A 17,585-nucleotide genomic window follows, 5' to 3' on the forward strand; every position below is an offset into this window, starting at 1 on the left:
AGAGGCAAATGATCTCCCCACCAGCGCAAAGGCGTTCTAGGCTCTTCGGTACCGCCGAGTCGCGCAGTGCGGGGACGGGCACCGCACACGCACGGAGCGCCAGCGGTACTTGAGCAGCGCCCCCGACCGGGGACGCCGCCGGGCAAGGAGGGCCGCATGACTGTACGGCGAGTAATGGGCATCGAGACGGAGTACGGGATCTCCGTCCCCGGCCATCCCAACGCCAATGCCATGCTCACCTCGTCCCAGATCGTGAACGCCTACGCGGCGGCGATGCACCGGGCCCGCCGGGCCCGCTGGGACTTCGAGGAGGAGAACCCGCTGCGCGACGCGCGAGGCTTCGACCTCGCACGTGAGGCCGCCGACGCCAGCCAGCTCACCGACGAGGACATCGGCCTCGCCAATGTCATCCTCACCAACGGCGCGCGACTCTACGTCGACCACGCGCACCCCGAATACAGCGCTCCGGAGGTCACCAACCCCCGCGACGCCGTCCTCTGGGACAAGGCCGGGGAACGCATCATGGCCGAGGCCGCGGAGCGGGCGGCGGCGCTCCCCGGCGCCCAGCCCATCCACCTGTACAAGAACAACACCGACAACAAGGGCGCCTCCTACGGCACCCACGAGAACTACCTGATGAAGCGGGAGACCCCGTTCTCGGACATCGTCCGCCACCTCACGCCGTTCTTCGTCTCCCGCCAGGTCTTCACCGGCGCGGGCCGCGTCGGCATCGGCCAGGACGGCCACGAGCACGGCTTCCAGCTCAGCCAGCGCGCGGACTACTTCGAGGTCGAGGTCGGCCTCGAGACCACGCTGAAGCGTCCCATCATCAACACCCGCGACGAACCGCACGCCGACGCCGAGAAACACCGCCGGCTCCACGTGATCATCGGTGACGCGAACCTGTCCGAGATCTCCACCTACCTGAAGCTCGGCACGACCGCGCTCGTCCTGTCGATGATCGAGGACGGCTTCATCGCCGTGGACCTCGCGGTCGACCAGCCCGTACGGACGCTGCACCAGGTCTCGCACGACCCGACGCTGAAACGGCTCGTCACCCTCCGCAGCGGCCGCACCCTCACCGCCGTCCAGCTCCAGATGGAGTACTACGAGCTCTCCCGCAAATACATCGAGGAGCGGTACGGGGCCGACGCCGACGACCAGACCAAGGACGTCCTGGCCCGCTGGGAGGACACCCTCAACCGCCTGGAGAACGACCCCATGAGCCTGGCCGGCGAGCTGGACTGGGTCGCCAAGCGGGAACTCATGGAGGGCTACCGGCGCAGGGACGACCTGGACTGGGACGCCGCCCGACTGCACCTCGTCGACCTCCAGTACGCCGATGTGCGCCCCGACAAGGGGCTCTACAACCGTCTGGTCGCCCGCGGCCGCATGAAGCGGCTGCTGGACGAGAAGGAGATCGAGCGGGCCCGGACGAAGCCGCCGGAGGACACCCGCGCCTACTTCCGCGGCCGCTGCCTGGAGCAGTACGCGGACGATGTGGCGGCGGCCTCCTGGGACTCGGTGATCTTCGATCTGCCGGGCCGGGACTCGCTCCAACGCGTCCCAACCCTGGAACCGCTTCGCGGAACGCGTAATCACGTCAAGGAGCTCCTGGACCGCTGCCGCACGGCAGAAGACCTGGTCAGGGTGTTGTCCGGGAACTGAACCACGATCCGGGAACCCGGGAGGGGCCGGCCGGGCAGGGTGGAAGACTCCGGAGCCGGGAATCATCGAGACGGTCCCCGTACGTTGGAGCAAGTACGGGGGCACGGTCGGACCCGGCTTGTAGGGTCTGATCAACACTGATCGGCGCAATGCCGACCATGTCGGGCGAGCTGAGCGGGGTGAGGGTTATGGCAACGAAGGACACCGGCGGCGGGCAGCAGAAGGCCACACGCTCCACGGAGGAGGTCGAGGAGCAGACGCAGGACGCGCAGGCTTCCGAGGACCTCAAGGAGCGCCAGGAGAAACTGAACGACGACGTGGACTCCGTACTCGACGAGATCGACGACGTCCTCGAGGAGAATGCCGAGGACTTCGTGCGGTCCTTCGTCCAGAAGGGCGGCCAGTAGACCGGTTCGACCTTCGATTCGAAGGTCGCGCGTCAGGGTCGTGGGTACGGGGGAGTAGCTGGTGAAGCGCTGCCCGCGGTGCGGTCGGTCCGCACCGCGGGCGGCCTTCGCCAGGGGCGGAATGCCCCGGCCATACATGTGGATCACTGCCGCAGGACGGGTAGGGTCCGTGGCGTACCGTGCATCAACTGCAATTCGGCCATCGGCAAGTTGGGAGACGATCCCGACGCCATCCGTCGGGCTGCCGCCTATCTGGAGGGAACCTCGTGGAAGCCAACACTCCTAGCACCGGGCGGCTGCCGGCCGCTTTCCTGACGCCAGGGTCTTCCTCCTTCATGGACTTCCTCTCCGATCATCAGCCCGAGATGCTGCCGGGGAAGCGGCAGCTGCCGCCCGTTCAGGGCGTGCTCGAGGCGCCGCACGGCACGACGATCGTGGCTGTGGGCTTTCCCGGGGGTGTCGTGCTCGCGGGTGACCGCCGGGCCACCATGGGCAACGTCATCGCGCAGCGGGACATCGAGAAGGTGTTCCCGGCGGACGAGTACTCGGCGGTGGGCATCGCCGGGACGGCGGGGCTCGCCGTGGAGATGGTGAAGCTGTTCCAGCTGGAGCTGGAGCACTTCGAGAAGGTCGAGGGGACGCAGCTGTCCCTGGAGGGCAAGGCGAACCGGCTGTCGACCATGATCCGGTCCAACCTCGCGATGGCGATGCAGGGCCTGGCCGTGGTCCCGCTGTTCGCGGGGTACGACACGGACCGGGAGAAGGGGCGGATCTTCTCCTACGATGTCACGGGCGGGCGCTCGGAGGAACAGGGGTACGCCGCCACCGGTTCCGGGTCCGTCTTCGCGCGCAGCGCCATGAAGAAGCTCTTCCGGGACGACCTGAGCGAGACCGAGGCGACCACACTGGTCGTGCAGGCCCTGTACGACGCGGCGGACGACGACTCGGCGACCGGCGGTCCCGATGTCGCCCGGCGGATCTACCCGATCGTCACGGTGATCACCGAGGACGGCTACCGCAGGCTCTCCGAGGACGAGGCGTCCGGGATCGCCCGGTCCGTGCTGGAGCGGCGGCTGGAGCAGCCGGACGGCCCGCGGGCCTCGCTGCTGTAGGGCGGGCGGTTCGATGCCGAGGGACCTCCATCCAGTGACTTCGACAGAAAGGGACGGTTGACCCGTGTCGACGCCGTTCTATGTCTCACCCCAGCAGGCGATGGCCGACCGGGCGGAGTACGCCCGCAAGGGGATCGCCCGTGGCCGCAGCCTGGTCGTGCTGCAGTACGCCGACGGCATCGTGTTCGTCGGTGAGAACCCGTCCCGTGCGCTGCACAAGTTCAGCGAGATCTACGACCGGATCGGCTTCGCCGCCGCCGGCAAGTACAACGAGTACGAGAACCTGCGGATCGGCGGTGTGCGCTACGCCGATCTGCGGGGTTACACCTATGACCGTGACGACGTGACCGCCCGGGGCCTGGCGAACGTGTACGCGCAGACGCTGGGGACGATCTTCTCGAGTGCGGCGGAGAAGCCGTACGAGGTGGAGCTGGTGGTGGCCGAGGTCGGGGAGACCCCGGAGGGCGACCAGATCTACCGGTTGCCGCACGACGGTTCCATCGTGGACGAGCACGGCTCGGTCGCGGTGGGGGGCAACGCGGAGCAGATCAGCGGGTACCTGGATCAGCGCCACCGGGACGGGATGACGCTGGCCGAGGCGCTGGAGCTGGCGGTGCAGTCGCTGTCGCGGGACACCAACGGCGGTGAGCGGGAGATTCCCGCGGAGCGGCTGGAGGTGGCGGTGCTGGACCGCACGCGGCCGCAGCAGCGGAAGTTCCGGCGGATCACGGGGCGGCAGCTGGCGCGGCTGCTGGAGGCCGGTGGTGCGGAGACGGCGTCCGAGGCGGAGGCCGACGCGGACACGGAGACCGGGGCCGAGAGCGAGGAGTAGGCACGTTCGAGCGGGCCTGCCGGCGACGGGGCGGGGGTCACCCCCGCCCCGTCGCCTGTCTGTCTCAGGGGGGTGCGGTGGCCGGGCCGGTCGATCCCCGGAGCACCAGGTGGACGGGGATGTCCCCGGCCTCGGGGGCGCGGTGGTCCAGGACCGCGAGGAGGGCCTGCATGCCGCGTTCGCCGAAGAGCTCCGCGTCGAGGCGGACCGTGGTGAGTTCCGGGTCGAGGGCCGTGGCCAGGGCCAGGTCGTCGAAGCCGGTGACGGAGAGGTCGTCGGGGACGCGCAGGCCCAGGCGGCGGGCCGCCTTGTAGGTGCCGGCCGCGAGCTGGTCGTCGTCGCAGACGACGGCGGTGGGGCGGTCGGGTCCGGCCAGGGCGGCCAGGGCGGCGGTGACGGCGCCCTGGATGGAGATGGGTGAGCGGGCCGTGCGGAGCGTGGTGCCGGGGGTCGCGGCCAGTCGGGTGGTCAGTTCGCGGGCGCGTACCTCGAAGGTCCAGGAGGGGACGTCGGCGGCCAGGTGCAGGAAGCTGCGGTGGCCCAGGGCCACCAGATGGCGGGTGAGCCGGCGGATGCCGTCGGCGATGTCGAGGTTGACCGTGGCGGCGCCCGGGTTGCTCTCGGGGTCGCTGTCGAGCATGACCAGGGGGAGCTGGTCGCCGCGGATGTCGGTCAGGGCGTCGGCGGCCATGGAGGAGGCGATGACGCCGTCGAGCGCGGCCTGCGCCGAGGCGAAGGGGTTGCGGGCGGGGCCGATGCCCTCGGGTGAGGGGTAGAGGACCACGCCGAAGCCGTGCTGGGCCGCGACGCGGGCGGCTCCGGTGTAGACGCCGGCGAAGAACTCGGTGGTGAGGGCGGGGACGACGAGAAGGACGGTGCGGGTGTGTCCGAGGCGTAGGTTGCGGGCGGCGAGGTTGGGGCGGTAGCCGAGGCGGTGCGCGGCGTCGCGTACGCGTTGTGCGGTGGCCTCCGAGACGCGGCCGCGCCATTTGTCGCCCATGACGAGGGACACGGCGGCCTGGGAGACGCCGGCGGCTCGGGCGACGTCCCTGCTCGTGGGGCGGATCTGGGCTCGGGCCACCGTGGGGCCGCTCCTTCGTCTGGACTGCGTCTGGACTGGTGAACAGCCGACATGGTACGTATGGGAACCTTAGTTATACGTACAACGTCGATGATTCCGGTGGACGCCGGTAGTGAGTGGAGGCGCGGCATGGCCACGGGATACCTGGAGATCCTCCGGGCACGGCACGCCACTCGGCTGCTGGTGGGCACGCTGGTGGGGCGGCTGCCGAACGCGACCGCGGCCATCGCGATCGTGTTGTTCGTCCGCGCGCAGGGCGGTTCGTACAGTCTGGCCGGCGCCCTGGCGGCGGTGTACGGCGTCGCCAACGCGGTCGGCCAGCCGGTGCTGGGGCGCCTGGTGGATCTGCGGGGGCAGCCGCGGGTGCAGCTGCCGGCCGCGGTGCTGTCGGCGCTGGCGATGGCGGTCTTCGCCTTCGTGGGGATCGAGCCGCGGGCCGCGGCCTACGCGTCGGTGGCCGCCGCGGGGCTGTTCACGCCGCCGCTGGAGGGCGGACTGCGGGCCCTGTGGTCCTCGGTGCTGCCCCGGGAGGAGCAGATCCACCGGGCGTACGCGATGGACGCGGTGGCGCAGGAGGTCATGTTCACCGTCGGGCCGCTGCTCGTGACGGTGTGCGCGTCGCTGTGGTCGCCCCAGGTCGCGCTGCTGGTGCTGAACGTGCTGGGGGTGCTGGGCGCCCTGTCCGTGGTCGTGTCGGCGCCCTCGCGCGCGTGGCGGTCGGCGCCGCGTGAGGCGCACTGGCTGGGCGCGCTGCGCTCGCCGGGGCTGCTGGCGCTGCTGGGCGCCTTCCTGTTCATCGGTGTCGCGATGGGGTCCATCACGGTGGCGTCGGTGCCGTACGCGGACGGGCACGGGGGCGACCATGTGTACGGCTGGCTGATGACGGGCCTCGGTTTCGGCGCGCTCATCGGCGGTATGGCGTACGGGGCGCGGCAGTGGGCGGGTGAGCCGGCGCGGCGACTTCAGGTGCTGGTCGCGTTCCTGGCGGTGTGTTACCTGCCGCTGACGCTGATGCCGGGCGCGGTGGCGATGACCTTCCTCACGGTGCTCGCGGGTGTGTTCCTGGCTCCGGTGATCGCCTGTGCCTTCGTGCTGGTGGACCGGCACGCGCCGGCCGGGACGGTCACGGAGGCGTTCTCGTGGCTGGTGACGATGTTCACGGTGGGCGCTTCGGTGGGAACGGGCCTGACGGGCCCGGTGGTCGAGGGGGGCGGCGCGCAGTGGGGGTTCGCGGTTCCGGCCGCCGCGGGAGCCGTGGCTTTGCTGGTTTTGATTTCCACCGGAAGGGTATTGGCGGTCGCCGTTCAGGGGGCGGTCGTTGCGGTCGGTTCGGAAAATGATCCGAACCGTGCCCTCGAACCTCGTTTGGGTTCAGGGGATCGGGCGTAATGTTCAGTCATGGACCGCCGCATTTTCGGGCTGGAGAACGAGTACGGCGTCACGTGCACGTTCAGGGGACAGCGGCGCCTGTCTCCTGACGAGGTGGCGCGGTACCTCTTCCGCCGTGTTGTGTCATGGGGCCGAAGCAGCAATGTTTTTCTGCGCAACGGCGCCCGTCTCTATCTCGACGTGGGGTCGCATCCGGAATACGCCACGCCCGAATGTGACAACGTGACCGAGCTGGTCACGCACGACAAGGCCGGGGAGCGCATTCTCGAAGGACTCCTGGTGGACGCCGAACGACGCCTGCACGAGGAGGGAATCGCGGGCGACGTCTACCTGTTCAAGAACAACACCGACTCGGCGGGCAACTCGTACGGGTGCCACGAGAACTATCTGGTGGCACGGCACGGGGAGTTCTCGCGACTCGCTGACATCCTCATCCCGTTCCTGGTGACCCGCCAGTTGCTGTGCGGTGCCGGGAAGGTGCTGCAGACGCCGCGTGGAGCCGTCTACTGCGTCAGCCAGCGGGCGGAGCACATCTGGGAGGGCGTCTCCTCGGCGACGACCCGTTCCCGGCCGATCATCAACACGCGTGACGAACCGCACGCGGACGCCGAGCGCTATCGTCGGCTGCACGTCATCGTGGGCGACTCGAACATGTCCGAGACGACCATGCTGCTGAAGGTCGGTGCCACCGATCTGGTGCTGCGCATGATCGAGGCGGGCACGGTGATGCGTGACCTCACCCTGGAGAACCCGATCCGGGCGATCCGTGAGGTGAGCCATGACATCACCGGCCGCCGCAAGGTCCGTCTGGCGAGCGGCCGTGAGGCCTCCGCGCTGGAGGTGCAGCGCGAGTACTACGAGAAGGCGCTGGACTTCTGCGAGCGTCGCGGTATCCGCACCGGCACCATCGAGCAGGTGCTCGAACTGTGGGGCCGTACGCTGGACGCGATCGAGGCCGAGGACCTCGACCGCATCGACACCGAGATCGACTGGGTCATGAAGTACAGGCTCATCGAGCGGTACCGGGCCAAGCACAACATGACCATGTCGCATCCGCGGGTCGCGCAGATAGACCTCGCCTACCACGACATCCACCGCCGTCGTGGTCTCTACTACCTGCTGGAGAAGAAGGGGCAGGCCGCCCGGATCTGCAACGATCTGAAGATCTTCGAGGGCAAGTCCGTTCCGCCGCAGACCACCCGGGCGCGGTTGCGCGGTGACTTCATCCGCCGGGCGCAGGAACAGCGGCGGGACTTCACCGTCGACTGGGTCCATCTCAAGCTCAACGACCAGGCGCAGCGGACGGTGTTGTGCAAGGACCCGTTCCGGTCGGTGGACGAGCGGGTGGAGAAGCTGATCGCCGGGATGTGAGACAGGGAGTTCCGCGGATCCGACGAACCGCGGAACGCCACACGGGCGCCGCACGTTACTCAGTGCGGCGCCCTTCCCACGCCGTAGAGTTGCGCGGACGCCACCCACAGGATCAACGATTACGAGGCCCCCACCGTGCGCCGACGCTCACTCCTCATCGCCGTACCCGCCGGACTGGTCACTCTCGCCGCGTGCGGCGACGGTGAGTCCGACTCGAGCAAAGCCAGCGAGAGCGCCTCGCCGTCTGCTCCGGACGGCTCGGCCGCGCCGTCGCCGAAGATCGTCGACGGTCCGCTGCCGGCGATCACCGAGGGTGTGAAGTTCGGCGAGAAGCCCACGGTGGAGAAGGGCAGTGGTGAGCCGTCCAAGGATCTCGCGGTGAAGACGGTCATCGCGGGAAGTGGCAGGACCATCGCCGAGAACGACTTCGTGGTGGCCCACTACCTCGGCCAGGTGTGGGCCACCGCGAAGGTGTTCGACAACTCCTACGACCGCAAGAGCCCGCTGGCGATCCAGCTGGCCCAGGGCAGCATCATCGACGGCTGGCGGTACGCGCTGGCCGGCAAGAAGACCGGCAGCCGGGTCGAGATGGCGGTCCCGCCCACCTGGGGGTACGGCACGCAGGGCAATGAGCAGGCGGGCATCAAGGGCACCGACACGCTGGTGTTCGTGGTGGACGTGCAGGACGCGTTCAACGCCAAGAGCTCCGCCAAGGGCACCGAGGTCGCCCAGGACGACATCGGTCTGCCCAAGGTGGGGACCGACACCGACGGCAAGGCCCCGGACATCGAGGTGCCCGACGCGGCCGCCCCGAAGAAGCTCGTGTCGAGCTACGTCATCGAGGGCGACGGCCCGAAGGTCGGCGCCGAGGACAGCGTGCTCGTGCAGTACAAGGGCGTGTTGTGGGACGGCGGCAAGGAGTTCGACTCGACGTACTCCCGGGAGCAGCTGACCTCGTTCTCGTTGCAGCAGGTCGTCAAGGGCTGGGCGCAGGGGCTCACGGGGAAGAAGGTCGGCAGCCGGGTCCTCATCGTCATTCCGCCGGAGCTGGGCTACGGCGACAACCCGCCGCAGGGCAGCGACATCAAGAAGGACTCCACACTGGTCTTCTCGGTCGACATCCTCGCGAAGTTGTGACCGCGCGTGATGTAAGACTGTGTGTGTTCGCCTTTCCGTAGACAAGCAGGAGCGTTAGACGTGAGCATCGACAAGCCCGAGATCGACTTCCCGGGCGGCGAGCCCCCGGCGGACCTCGAGATCAAGGACATCTGGGAGGGCGACGGGGAGGTGGCGCAGGCGGGTCAGACCGTCACCGTCCACTATGTCGGTGTCGCCTTCAGCACGGGTGAGGAGTTCGACGCCAGCTGGAACCGTGGCACCCCGTTCCGTTTCCCGCTGGGCGGCGGCCGGGTCATCAAGGGCTGGGACCAGGGCGTGCAGGGCATGAAGGTCGGCGGGCGTCGCCAGCTGACCATCCCCGCCCACCTCGCCTACGGCAACCAGAGCCCGACTCCGGCGATCAAGCCCGGCGAGACCCTGATCTTCGTGGTCGACCTGCTCGGCGTGTGATCGTCCGCTCGGTCGCGGCCTGATCGCCGTCGGGCCGGGTGACGACCGGAGTCGATCACTTGGGGTCCATGCCTGCTCGGGCATGGGCCCTCGGCTTTTGCCGTGCCACCACGGGGCGGTACGGTCATCGGACTGAGCACCATAGGGAGGCGAAGGGCGTCGATGGCCATTGCCAAGGCCGAGCGGCTGATGAACCTGGCGCTGTGTCTGCTGGGGACGCGGCGGCCACTGAGCAAGCGTGAGCTGCGCGAGTCCGTCGAGGCCTACCTCGAGGCGGCCTCCGACGACGCCTTCAACCGGATGTTCGAGCGCGACAAGGACGATCTGCGCGAACTCGGGCTCGTCATCGAGACCGTCGAGAACCTCGACGGCGAGGTCGGCTATCTGGCCCGGCGGGACAGCAACCGCCTGCCGCCCATCACCCTCGACGCGGAGGAGGCCGCCGCGCTGGGGCTGGCGGCCAAGGTGTGGCAGCAGGCCAGACTGGCCGGCGCGGCCAGCGGTGCCCTGCAGAAGCTGCGGGCCGCGGGGCTGCCCGAGGACGTCGACCCCTACGGGGCGCACAGTGCGCTCGAACCGCGCATCCCCGTGCACGAGGCCGCCTTCGAACCGCTGATGCTGGCCTGCCGCGACCGCCGGCCGGTCGTCTTCGACTACCGCAAGACCAACGCCGTACAGCCCGAATCCCGCCATGTGGAGCCATGGGCGCTGGAATGCTGGCGGGGCCACTGGTATCTGGCGGGCTGGGACCGTGACCGAGGCGCCGAGCGGGTGTTCCGGTTGTCCCGGATCACCGGCAAGGTGCGCTCACGCGGCACTCGTTACACCACCCCGGTGCCGGACGTCGTCACCGTCCGCGAGACGGTGGCCAGCTGGGCGGGGGAGAGCGCCGACCGCTCCGCGCGCATCCGGCTGCGCTCCGACGCGGGATACCCCCTTCGGGCGAAAGCCACCGCGGTGCGGGAACTCGGTGACGGCTGGGAAGAGTTGGAGATTCCGTACGGGCACGGCCTGGATGCCTGGCTGGTGGAGTTCGGAGCGGACGTGGTGGTCCTGGAGCCCGCCGAGCTGCGGGCCGACGTGGTGGACCGGCTGCGCGCCGTCGCCAAGGGCTGAGGGGGACGGACAAGAACGTGGCAGGCAAACCGGTCAGGCCAGTGAACGCCATCGACCAGACCCGGCGGATGCTCTCCCTGGTGACCTATCTGCGGGAGCGCCCCGGCGCCCGGATCGAGGACGTGGCGCGCGCCTTCGGCATCACCGAGGACGAGCTGGTCTCCGACCTCGACGTGCTGCCCATGTGCGGCACCAGCTTCCGCGGCGGTGATCTGCTGGACATCGACACCGACGGCGAGCGCATCTGGTGGCACAACCCGGCCGCCCTCGGGGCGGAGGCGGCCGAGCCGCTGCGGCTGGCCGCCGACGAGGCCACCGCCCTGCTGGTCGCCGCCCGGGCCGTGGCCACGCTGCCCGGACTGCGGGAGAGCGACCGGCAGGCGCTGCTGCGGGCCACCGCCAAGGTGGAGGCGGCGGCCGGTGAGGCGGCGGGCGCCAGCTCCCGGCTGTCGGTGACCTTCGAGTCCGAGGGCGGCGTGTTCGCGGACGTCGACCGGGCCATCGCCGAGCGCCGCAGACTCTGGATCCGCTACTACTCGCCCGCACGCGACGAGCTCAGCGAGCGTGAGATCGATCCCATCCGCCTGGTCAGCGTCGGGCACACCTATGTCGAGGCCTGGTGCCGTCGCTCCGAGGCGCGGCGCACGTTCCGGCTCGACCGGGTCGCCGAGATCCGCATCCTCGACGAACCGTCCGCGCCGCCCGAGGTCGAACTGCGGGACCTGTCGGAGGGGCTGGTACAGCCGGCCGCGGAGGATCCGGAGGTCGTGGTCGAGGTGGGGCCGGGCGGGCGCTGGGTCGCCGAGTACTACCCGCACGACAGCGCGGACGAGCTGGCCGACGGCGGGCTGCGTATCACCTTGCGGACGCCCGACCCGGCGTCGCTGAGACGGCTGGCGCTGCGGCTCGGGCGGGACGGCCGGATCGTCGCGCCGCGCGATCTCGCCGAGAGTGCCCGGCGGGCGGCCCGTGAGGCGCTGGCGGCGTACGACGGGGCCGGGACGGCCGGATGAGCGGACCGCGCGCCGTACGCGTGGTCCGGGGCGGGCAGGACGACAGGCAGGAGCGAGGACTGTGAGCGAGTCGGCGACCTCTGGTGTTCGGGGCATGACGGTGGCGTCCGCGTTCTCCGGGATGAGAAGCGTGGCGCCGGTCGTGTTCCGGGCGGGCTGCCCGGACTGCCGGGGGCGTTTCGAGCTCGCCGCGAGCGCGCTGCGTCTGGTCATAGGCGCCAGCAGACGGACCACTTTCTACTCGTTCACCTGCCCCGCGTGCGAGACCGCGGTCCGCAAGCCGGCCGGAGAGCGGGTCGTCGAGCTGCTCACCGGCGGCGGGGTCAGCACCCTGCGGCTGCACTCCACCGCGTAGGACCTCCGCGGCGGGACGGTCTAGGCTCGACCCCATGTTCTGGCCGATGTTCGCGGTAGCTGTGGGGTTCCTGGGTCTCGTGGTGCTCGGGGTGTTCGCCGTACGGGTCTTCGTCGAGGCGGAGCGGCTCGGCAGACAGGTCACGGACTCGGCGCGGCGCATCAGCCGGGCCGCGGAGGACCTGGAGCGGGCGGCGACCGGCGCGGCCCGCTCGGCGGAGGCCCTCTGAACCGTTTCCGGACCGTCTTCCCGGCCGCTTCGCCCTGTCACCCTGCCGACCCGGGCGGGTACGCTGGCTGACCGCGGCCCGGAGAACGAGGCGCGGACCGCGAACGGGAGTACGCACGGGGATAGCCTGACGTTCACCCCTGAGCGTTACGATCGTCGGCAACACGATTGTCGGACGTGTGTCTGAACGGTCGTACGGTCGGGCACAGCAGCACCCACCCCCCCCCGCAGCCTCGGTGAGAAGGTAAAGACTTATGTTCGGTGGAAAGATCGGCGCCCCCGAGATGATTCTCATCCTCGTCGTCATCATCCTGTTGTTCGGTGCGAAGAAGCTTCCGGACATGGCGCGGTCCCTCGGCAAGTCCGCCCGCATCCTCAAGAGCGAGGCGAAGGCGATGAAGGAAGACAAGGGGGACAAGGGGGACGGTTCCTCCGCCCCCGCCGACCCGCCGGCCCCCGGCGACGAGTCCGCGGCGCAGCGCACCATCCAGGCCGCTCCCGGCGACGTGACCAGTTCCCGTCCCGTCGCGGAGCCGACGGACACGACCAAGCGCTGACGCAGGGCCGGACGAGCTCCGGCCCGCCGCACGAGATGGGAACGTGGGTTGCCCAAGTCTGCCCGCAAGCAGGAGAGGGATCCCGAGGGACGGATGCCCCTCGCGGAGCATCTTCGTGAACTCCGCAACCGGCTCGCGAAGGCGCTGCTGGCTATCGTCCTGGTGACGATCGGCGCGGCCTTCTTCTACTACGACATCATCAACTTCTTCACCGAACCGGTGCTCAAGTCGGTCGGATGCGGACAGTCCTTCGAGGACCTGGCCCACTCGACGCAGGCCAAGGAGCAGCCGTGCGCGATGATCACGATCAACGGCCTGCTCACGCCGTTCACGCTGGCGCTGAAGGTCTCCCTGACGGCCGGCGTCGTCCTGGCCTCGCCGGTCTGGCTCTACCAGTTGTGGTCCTTCATCGCCCCCGGACTGCACAAGCACGAGAAGAAGTACGCCTACGGGTTCGTCGCCACGGGCTTCCCGCTCTTCCTCAGTGGTGCCTACTTCGCCTACCAGGTGCTGCCGACCACGGCGAAGGTGCTCATCGAGTTCACGCCGTTCGACGTCGACAACCTGCTGCCGCTGGACGACCTGCTCGACCTCGTCACGCGCATGGTGATCGTCTTCGGCCTCTCCTTCGAGCTGCCGCTGCTGCTGGTCATGCTCAACTTCAGCGGAGTGCTGACCGGTAAGCGCATGCTCGGCTGGTGGCGCGGCATGATCATGGGCATCACGCTGTTCGCGGCCATCGCCACGCCGAGCACGGACCCGCTGACCATGATCATGCTTGCCGTGCCGATCTGGGTCCTGTACTTCGGCGCCGTCGGCGTCGCCCTGTTCAACGACCGCCGCAGGCGCCGCCTGGAGGAGATGGGCCCCGCCGACGACGAGGCCTCCGAGCTGGACCTGACCCCCGAGGACATCGGCGAGGTCGAACCCGTCTCGGCCCGGCGCGCCCTGCCCGAGCAGGGGGGAACGGACCGGGTCAACGGTTATGACGACGTGACCTGAGGAGCGGGTCGAACCTCGTAAGGTCACTCCCGTGACCAGCGAGATCACCCTCTTCGTCAACCCCACCGCGGGTCGCGGCCGGGGCGCCCGTGCGGCGCGGCCGGCCGCTTCCGCGTTGCGCGCGGCCGGTTTCTCCGTGCGGACCGTGCTCGGCGAGGACGCGGCGGACGCCCTCGCCCGCGCGCGGGGCGCCGTGGAGGAGGGCACCGGCGCCCTGATCGCCGTCGGCGGTGACGGCATGGTGAACCTGGCCCTGCAGGCCGTCGTCGGCACCGGCACCCCGCTCGGCCTGGTCGCCGTCGGCACCGGCAACGACTTCGCCCGCTCCCTGGGCATGCCCCTGCGGGAACCGGCCGCCGCGGGCCGGATGATCGCCGACGCCCTCAAGTGCGGGCGGGTGCGCGACGTCGACCTGGGGCGGGTCGGCGACCGCTGGTTCGGAGCCGTCCTCGCCTCCGGGTTCGACTCCCGGGTCAACGACCGCGGCAACCGGATGCGGCTGCCGGCGGGGCGCTTCAAGTACGACCTCGCCGTCGTCGCCGAACTCGCGGCGCTGCGCCCGATCCCGTACCGGATCACCCTCGACGACGGCGCCGTCCGCGAGGTCGAGGCGACGCTGGTCGCCGTCGGCAACGGGGCGTCGTACGGCGGCGGCATGCGGATCTGTCCCGGCGCCGACCTCACGGACGGGCTGTTCGACGTCACCGTGGTCGGCGACTGCGGCCGGGCCAGGCTGCTGCGGGTGTTCCCGACGGTGTACCGGGGCACTCACGTCGACCTTCCCGAGGTCAGCGTGTTCCGGGCGTCGAGGGTGGAGCTGGCGGCCGAGGGGGTCACCGGGTACGCGGACGGCGAGCCGGTCGGGCCGCTGCCGCTGACCGCGCACTGTGTCCGTGGCGCGGTACGGGTCGTGGGCCCCTGAGCTGGGCGTACCGCGGGCCCGACGGGAACGGATCCGGATAATGATCGTCCTGTTGTCAGTGCGGCCCGGTACGCTCGAGAGCACGATGACAGAGGACCTCTCACCGGCCGAGCGGTACGCGGCAGCACGCAGGCGCGCTGTCGAGCAGGCCACCGCACTCGCCTCCTTCCGCGAGATGTACGACTTCGGCCTCGACCCCTTCCAGATCGAGGCCTGCCAGGCGCTCGAAGCGGGGAAGGGCGTGCTGGTGGCCGCGCCCACCGGCTCCGGCAAGACGATCGTCGGCGAGTTCGCCGTCCACCTCGCCCTCCAGCAGGGCAAGAAGTGCTTCTACACGACCCCCATCAAGGCGCTGTCGAACCAGAAGTACACCGACCTGTGCCGCCGTTACGGCACCGACAAGGTCGGTCTGCTCACCGGCGACAACAGCATCAACTCCGGCGCCCCCGTGGTCGTGATGACCACCGAGGTGCTGCGGAACATGCTGTACGCGGGCTCGCAGACGCTCCTCGGCCTCGGATACGTGGTCATGGACGAGGTGCACTACCTCTCCGACCGCTTCCGGGGCGCCGTCTGGGAGGAAGTGATCATCCACCTCCCCGAGTCGGTGACCCTGGTGTCACTGTCGGCGACGGTGTCGAACGCCGAGGAGTTCGGCGACTGGCTGGACACCGTCCGCGGCGACACCGAGGTGATCGTCTCCGAGCACCGGCCCGTGCCGTTGTTCCAGCACGTGCTCGCCGGGCGACGGATCTACGACCTGTTCGAGGAGGGCGAGGGCCGCAAGAAGGCCGTGAACCCCGACCTCGTGCGGATGGCCCGGATGGAGGCGACCCGCCCGTCGTGGGGCGACCGGCGCCGCGGCCGCACCATGCGTGAGGCGGACCGGGAGCGTGAGCGCAGACAGCGCTCACGGGTCTGGACACCGGGCCGCCCCGAGGTGATCGAGCGGCTCGACGCCCAGGGCCTGCTGCCCGCCATCACCTTCATCTTCAGCCGTGCCGCCTGCGAGGCCGCCGTCCAGCAGTGCCTGTACGCGGGCCTCAGGCTCAACGACGACCAGGCGAGGGAGCGGGTCCGCTCCCTCGTCGAGGAGCGCACCGCCTCCATTCCGGCCGAGGACCTGCACGTCCTCGGCTACTACGAGTGGCTGGAGGGCCTGGAGCGCGGCATCGCGGCCCACCACGCGGGCATGCTGCCGACGTTCAAGGAGGTCGTCGAGGAACTGTTCGTCCGCGGCCTGGTCAAGGCGGTCTTCGCGACCGAGACCCTCGCCCTCGGCATCAACATGCCCGCACGCTCGGTGGTGCTGGAGAAGCTCGTCAAGTGGAACGGCGAGCAGCACGCCGACATCACCCCCGGCGAGTACACCCAGTTGACCGGCCGGGCCGGCCGGCGCGGCATCGACGTCGAGGGCCACGCGGTCGTGCTGTGGCAGCGCGGCATGAACCCCGAACACCTCGCGGGACTGGCCGGCACGCGTACGTATCCGCTGCGGTCCAGCTTCAAGCCGTCGTACAACATGGCGGTCAACCTGGTCGAGCAGTTCGGCCGGCACCGCTCGCGCGAGCTGCTGGAGACGTCGTTCGCGCAGTTCCAGGCGGACAAGTCGGTGGTCGGCATCTCGCGGCAGGTGCAGCGCAACGAGGAGGGCCTCGAGGGCTACCAGGCCTCCATGACCTGCCACCTCGGTGACTTCGAGGAGTACGCGCGGCTGCGCCGCGACCTCAAGGACCGGGAGACGGAGCTGGCCCGCGAGGGCGTGGCGCAGCGGCGCGCGGAGGCGGCCGTCGCGCTGGAGAAGCTCAAGCCCGGTGACGTCATCCACGTGCCCACCGGCAAGTACGCGGGGCTGGCGCTGGTCCTCGACCCCGGGCTGCCCGCGGGCCGTGCGGGCGGCCACCGCGGCGTCGAGTACCACGACGGTCCGCGCCCCCTGGTGCTGACCGCGGAGCGGCAGGTCAAGCGGCTGGCGTCGATCGACTTCCCGGTGCCCGTCGAGGCGCTGGAGCGGATGCGCATCCCGAAGTCGTTCAACGCGCGCTCACCGCAGTCCCGTCGGGACCTGGCCTCCGCCCTGCGCACCAAGGCCGGGCACATCGTGCCGGAGCGGCACCGCAAGGGGCGTTCCCCGGCGGCCGACGACCGGGAGATCACCCGGCTGCGCAAGGAGATCCGGGCGCATCCGTGCCACGGCTGCGACGACCGGGAGGACCACGCCCGCTGGGCCGAGCGCTACCACCGGCTGCGGCGGGACACCGGGCAGCTGGAGCGGCGCATCGAGGGCCGGACGAACACCATCGCCCGCACCTTCGACCGCATCGTCGCCCTGCTGACCGAGTTGGACTATCTGCGGGGCGACGAGGTCACCGAGCACGGCAAGCGGCTCGCCCGGCTGTACGGCGAACTCGACCTGCTGGCCAGCGAATGCCTGCGCGAGGGCGTCTGGGAGCAACTGGGCCCGGCCGAACTGGCCGCCTGTGTCTCGGCGCTGGTGTACGAGGCCCGGGTCAGCGACGACGCGATGGCGCCCAAGGTGCCCACCGGCAAGGCGAAGGCCGCGCTCGGCGAGATGGTCCGCATCTGGGGGCGCCTCGACGCCCTGGAGGAGGACTTCCGGATCACCCAGACCGAAGGCGTGGGGCAGCGCGAGCCCGACCTCGGTTTTGCCTGGGCGGCCTACATGTGGGCGTCCGGCACGGGCCTCGACGAGGTGCTGCGTGAGGCGGAGATGCCGGCGGGGGACTTCGTGCGCTGGTGCAAGCAGGTCATCGACGTGCTGGGCCAGATCTCGGCCGCGGCACCGGCGGTGGAGGGCTCGACGGTCGCGAAGAACGCCCGCAAGGCGGTGGAGGCGCTGCTGAGGGGAGTGGTGGCCTACTCGTCCGTGGGCTGACCGCCCCCGGCGCTCCACCCCGCCGGCCCGGCCCGCCCGGCCCGGGTCCGCCCCGTCCCGTCCGGTA

17 protein-coding genes and 1 pseudogene are annotated in these 17,585 nt (G+C 70.2%); 17 read left to right on the plus strand and 1 reads right to left on the minus strand.

Features of this window, described 5'->3' with window-relative positions:
• Window positions 1-156 precede the first annotated feature (156 nt).
• The 5 genes and pseudogenes from dop (at window position 157) to prcA (ending at window position 4,019) form a co-directional block, all read left to right on the plus strand.
• Window positions 157-1,668 carry a depupylase/deamidase Dop gene (gene dop / locus ACTWJ9_RS27305; RefSeq protein ID WP_341483702.1) on the plus strand — a complete coding sequence of 504 codons (1,512 nt, stop codon included), beginning with the start codon at window positions 157-159 and terminating at the stop codon, window positions 1,666-1,668.
• Window positions 1,669-1,856: 188 nt separating this feature from the next.
• Window positions 1,857-2,075, plus strand: coding sequence for a ubiquitin-like protein Pup (locus tag ACTWJ9_RS27310; protein WP_109380473.1), 219 nt, complete (start codon window positions 1,857-1,859; stop codon window positions 2,073-2,075).
• A 123-nt stretch (window positions 2,076-2,198) separates the two neighbouring features.
• Window positions 2,199-2,390: pseudogene (locus tag ACTWJ9_RS27315) on the plus strand (endonuclease domain-containing protein); the annotation flags it as partial.
• Complete coding sequence (gene prcB / locus ACTWJ9_RS27320; protein WP_279336926.1) at window positions 2,342-3,187, plus strand: proteasome subunit beta; 846 nt, start codon at window positions 2,342-2,344, stop codon at window positions 3,185-3,187. The pseudogene ACTWJ9_RS27315 and the gene prcB, both read left to right, overlap by 49 nt.
• 64 nt (window positions 3,188-3,251) lie before the next feature.
• The gene (prcA, locus tag ACTWJ9_RS27325; protein WP_279336927.1) at window positions 3,252-4,019 is read left to right on the plus strand and encodes a proteasome subunit alpha; all 768 of its coding nucleotides are present in this window, start codon (window positions 3,252-3,254) and stop codon (window positions 4,017-4,019) included.
• A 64-nt stretch (window positions 4,020-4,083) separates the two neighbouring features.
• On the opposite strand, the gene ACTWJ9_RS27330 is transcribed toward prcA, so the two are convergent.
• Window positions 4,084-5,100, minus strand: a complete 1,017-nt coding sequence (locus ACTWJ9_RS27330) for a LacI family DNA-binding transcriptional regulator (protein WP_279336928.1) — start codon at window positions 5,098-5,100, stop codon at window positions 4,084-4,086.
• Window positions 5,101-5,229: 129 nt separating this feature from the next.
• Between ACTWJ9_RS27330 and ACTWJ9_RS27335 the strand changes: the two genes are divergently transcribed.
• From ACTWJ9_RS27335 to ACTWJ9_RS27390, 12 genes are all read left to right on the plus strand, one after another.
• The gene (locus ACTWJ9_RS27335; RefSeq protein WP_387039171.1) at window positions 5,230-6,489 is read left to right on the plus strand and encodes an MFS transporter; all 1,260 of its coding nucleotides are present in this window, start codon (window positions 5,230-5,232) and stop codon (window positions 6,487-6,489) included.
• A 9-nt stretch (window positions 6,490-6,498) separates the two neighbouring features.
• Window positions 6,499-7,860, plus strand: a complete 1,362-nt coding sequence (gene pafA, locus ACTWJ9_RS27340; protein WP_279336930.1) for a Pup--protein ligase — start codon at window positions 6,499-6,501, stop codon at window positions 7,858-7,860.
• A gap of 135 nt (window positions 7,861-7,995) precedes the next feature.
• Window positions 7,996-8,997 carry an FKBP-type peptidyl-prolyl cis-trans isomerase gene (locus tag ACTWJ9_RS27345; protein WP_279336931.1) on the plus strand — a complete coding sequence of 334 codons (1,002 nt, stop codon included), beginning with the start codon at window positions 7,996-7,998 and terminating at the stop codon, window positions 8,995-8,997.
• Between the two features lie 60 nt (window positions 8,998-9,057).
• Window positions 9,058-9,429, plus strand: a complete 372-nt coding sequence (locus ACTWJ9_RS27350) for an FKBP-type peptidyl-prolyl cis-trans isomerase (RefSeq protein WP_030835713.1) — start codon at window positions 9,058-9,060, stop codon at window positions 9,427-9,429.
• A 162-nt stretch (window positions 9,430-9,591) separates the two neighbouring features.
• Complete coding sequence (locus ACTWJ9_RS27355) at window positions 9,592-10,545, plus strand: helix-turn-helix transcriptional regulator (protein ID WP_279336932.1); 954 nt, start codon at window positions 9,592-9,594, stop codon at window positions 10,543-10,545.
• Between the two features lie 17 nt (window positions 10,546-10,562).
• On the plus strand, window positions 10,563-11,558 hold the full coding sequence (locus tag ACTWJ9_RS27360) for a helix-turn-helix transcriptional regulator (protein ID WP_279336933.1): 996 nt from the start codon (window positions 10,563-10,565) through the stop codon (window positions 11,556-11,558).
• A gap of 61 nt (window positions 11,559-11,619) precedes the next feature.
• Window positions 11,620-11,913 carry a hypothetical protein gene (locus tag ACTWJ9_RS27365; RefSeq protein ID WP_109380463.1) on the plus strand — a complete coding sequence of 98 codons (294 nt, stop codon included), beginning with the start codon at window positions 11,620-11,622 and terminating at the stop codon, window positions 11,911-11,913.
• Between the two features lie 34 nt (window positions 11,914-11,947).
• Window positions 11,948-12,142 carry a hypothetical protein gene (locus ACTWJ9_RS27370; RefSeq protein WP_279336934.1) on the plus strand — a complete coding sequence of 65 codons (195 nt, stop codon included), beginning with the start codon at window positions 11,948-11,950 and terminating at the stop codon, window positions 12,140-12,142.
• 253 nt (window positions 12,143-12,395) lie between these two features.
• Window positions 12,396-12,698, plus strand: a complete 303-nt coding sequence (gene tatA, locus ACTWJ9_RS27375) for a Sec-independent protein translocase subunit TatA (protein WP_279336935.1) — start codon at window positions 12,396-12,398, stop codon at window positions 12,696-12,698.
• Window positions 12,699-12,746: 48 nt separating this feature from the next.
• Complete coding sequence (tatC, locus tag ACTWJ9_RS27380; RefSeq protein ID WP_279336936.1) at window positions 12,747-13,700, plus strand: twin-arginine translocase subunit TatC; 954 nt, start codon at window positions 12,747-12,749, stop codon at window positions 13,698-13,700.
• A 31-nt stretch (window positions 13,701-13,731) separates the two neighbouring features.
• A complete protein-coding gene (locus ACTWJ9_RS27385; RefSeq protein WP_279336937.1) occupies window positions 13,732-14,622 on the plus strand; it encodes a diacylglycerol kinase in 891 nt (296 codons plus the stop codon).
• Between the two features lie 40 nt (window positions 14,623-14,662).
• Window positions 14,663-17,518, plus strand: coding sequence for a DEAD/DEAH box helicase (locus ACTWJ9_RS27390; RefSeq protein WP_443294886.1), 2,856 nt, complete (start codon window positions 14,663-14,665; stop codon window positions 17,516-17,518).
• Window positions 17,519-17,585: the final 67 nt, after the last annotated feature.

The sequence above is a fragment of the Streptomyces sp. GDS52 genome (assembly GCF_052246875.1).
GTDB classification, from domain to species: domain Bacteria; phylum Actinomycetota; class Actinomycetes; order Streptomycetales; family Streptomycetaceae; genus Streptomyces; species Streptomyces cathayae.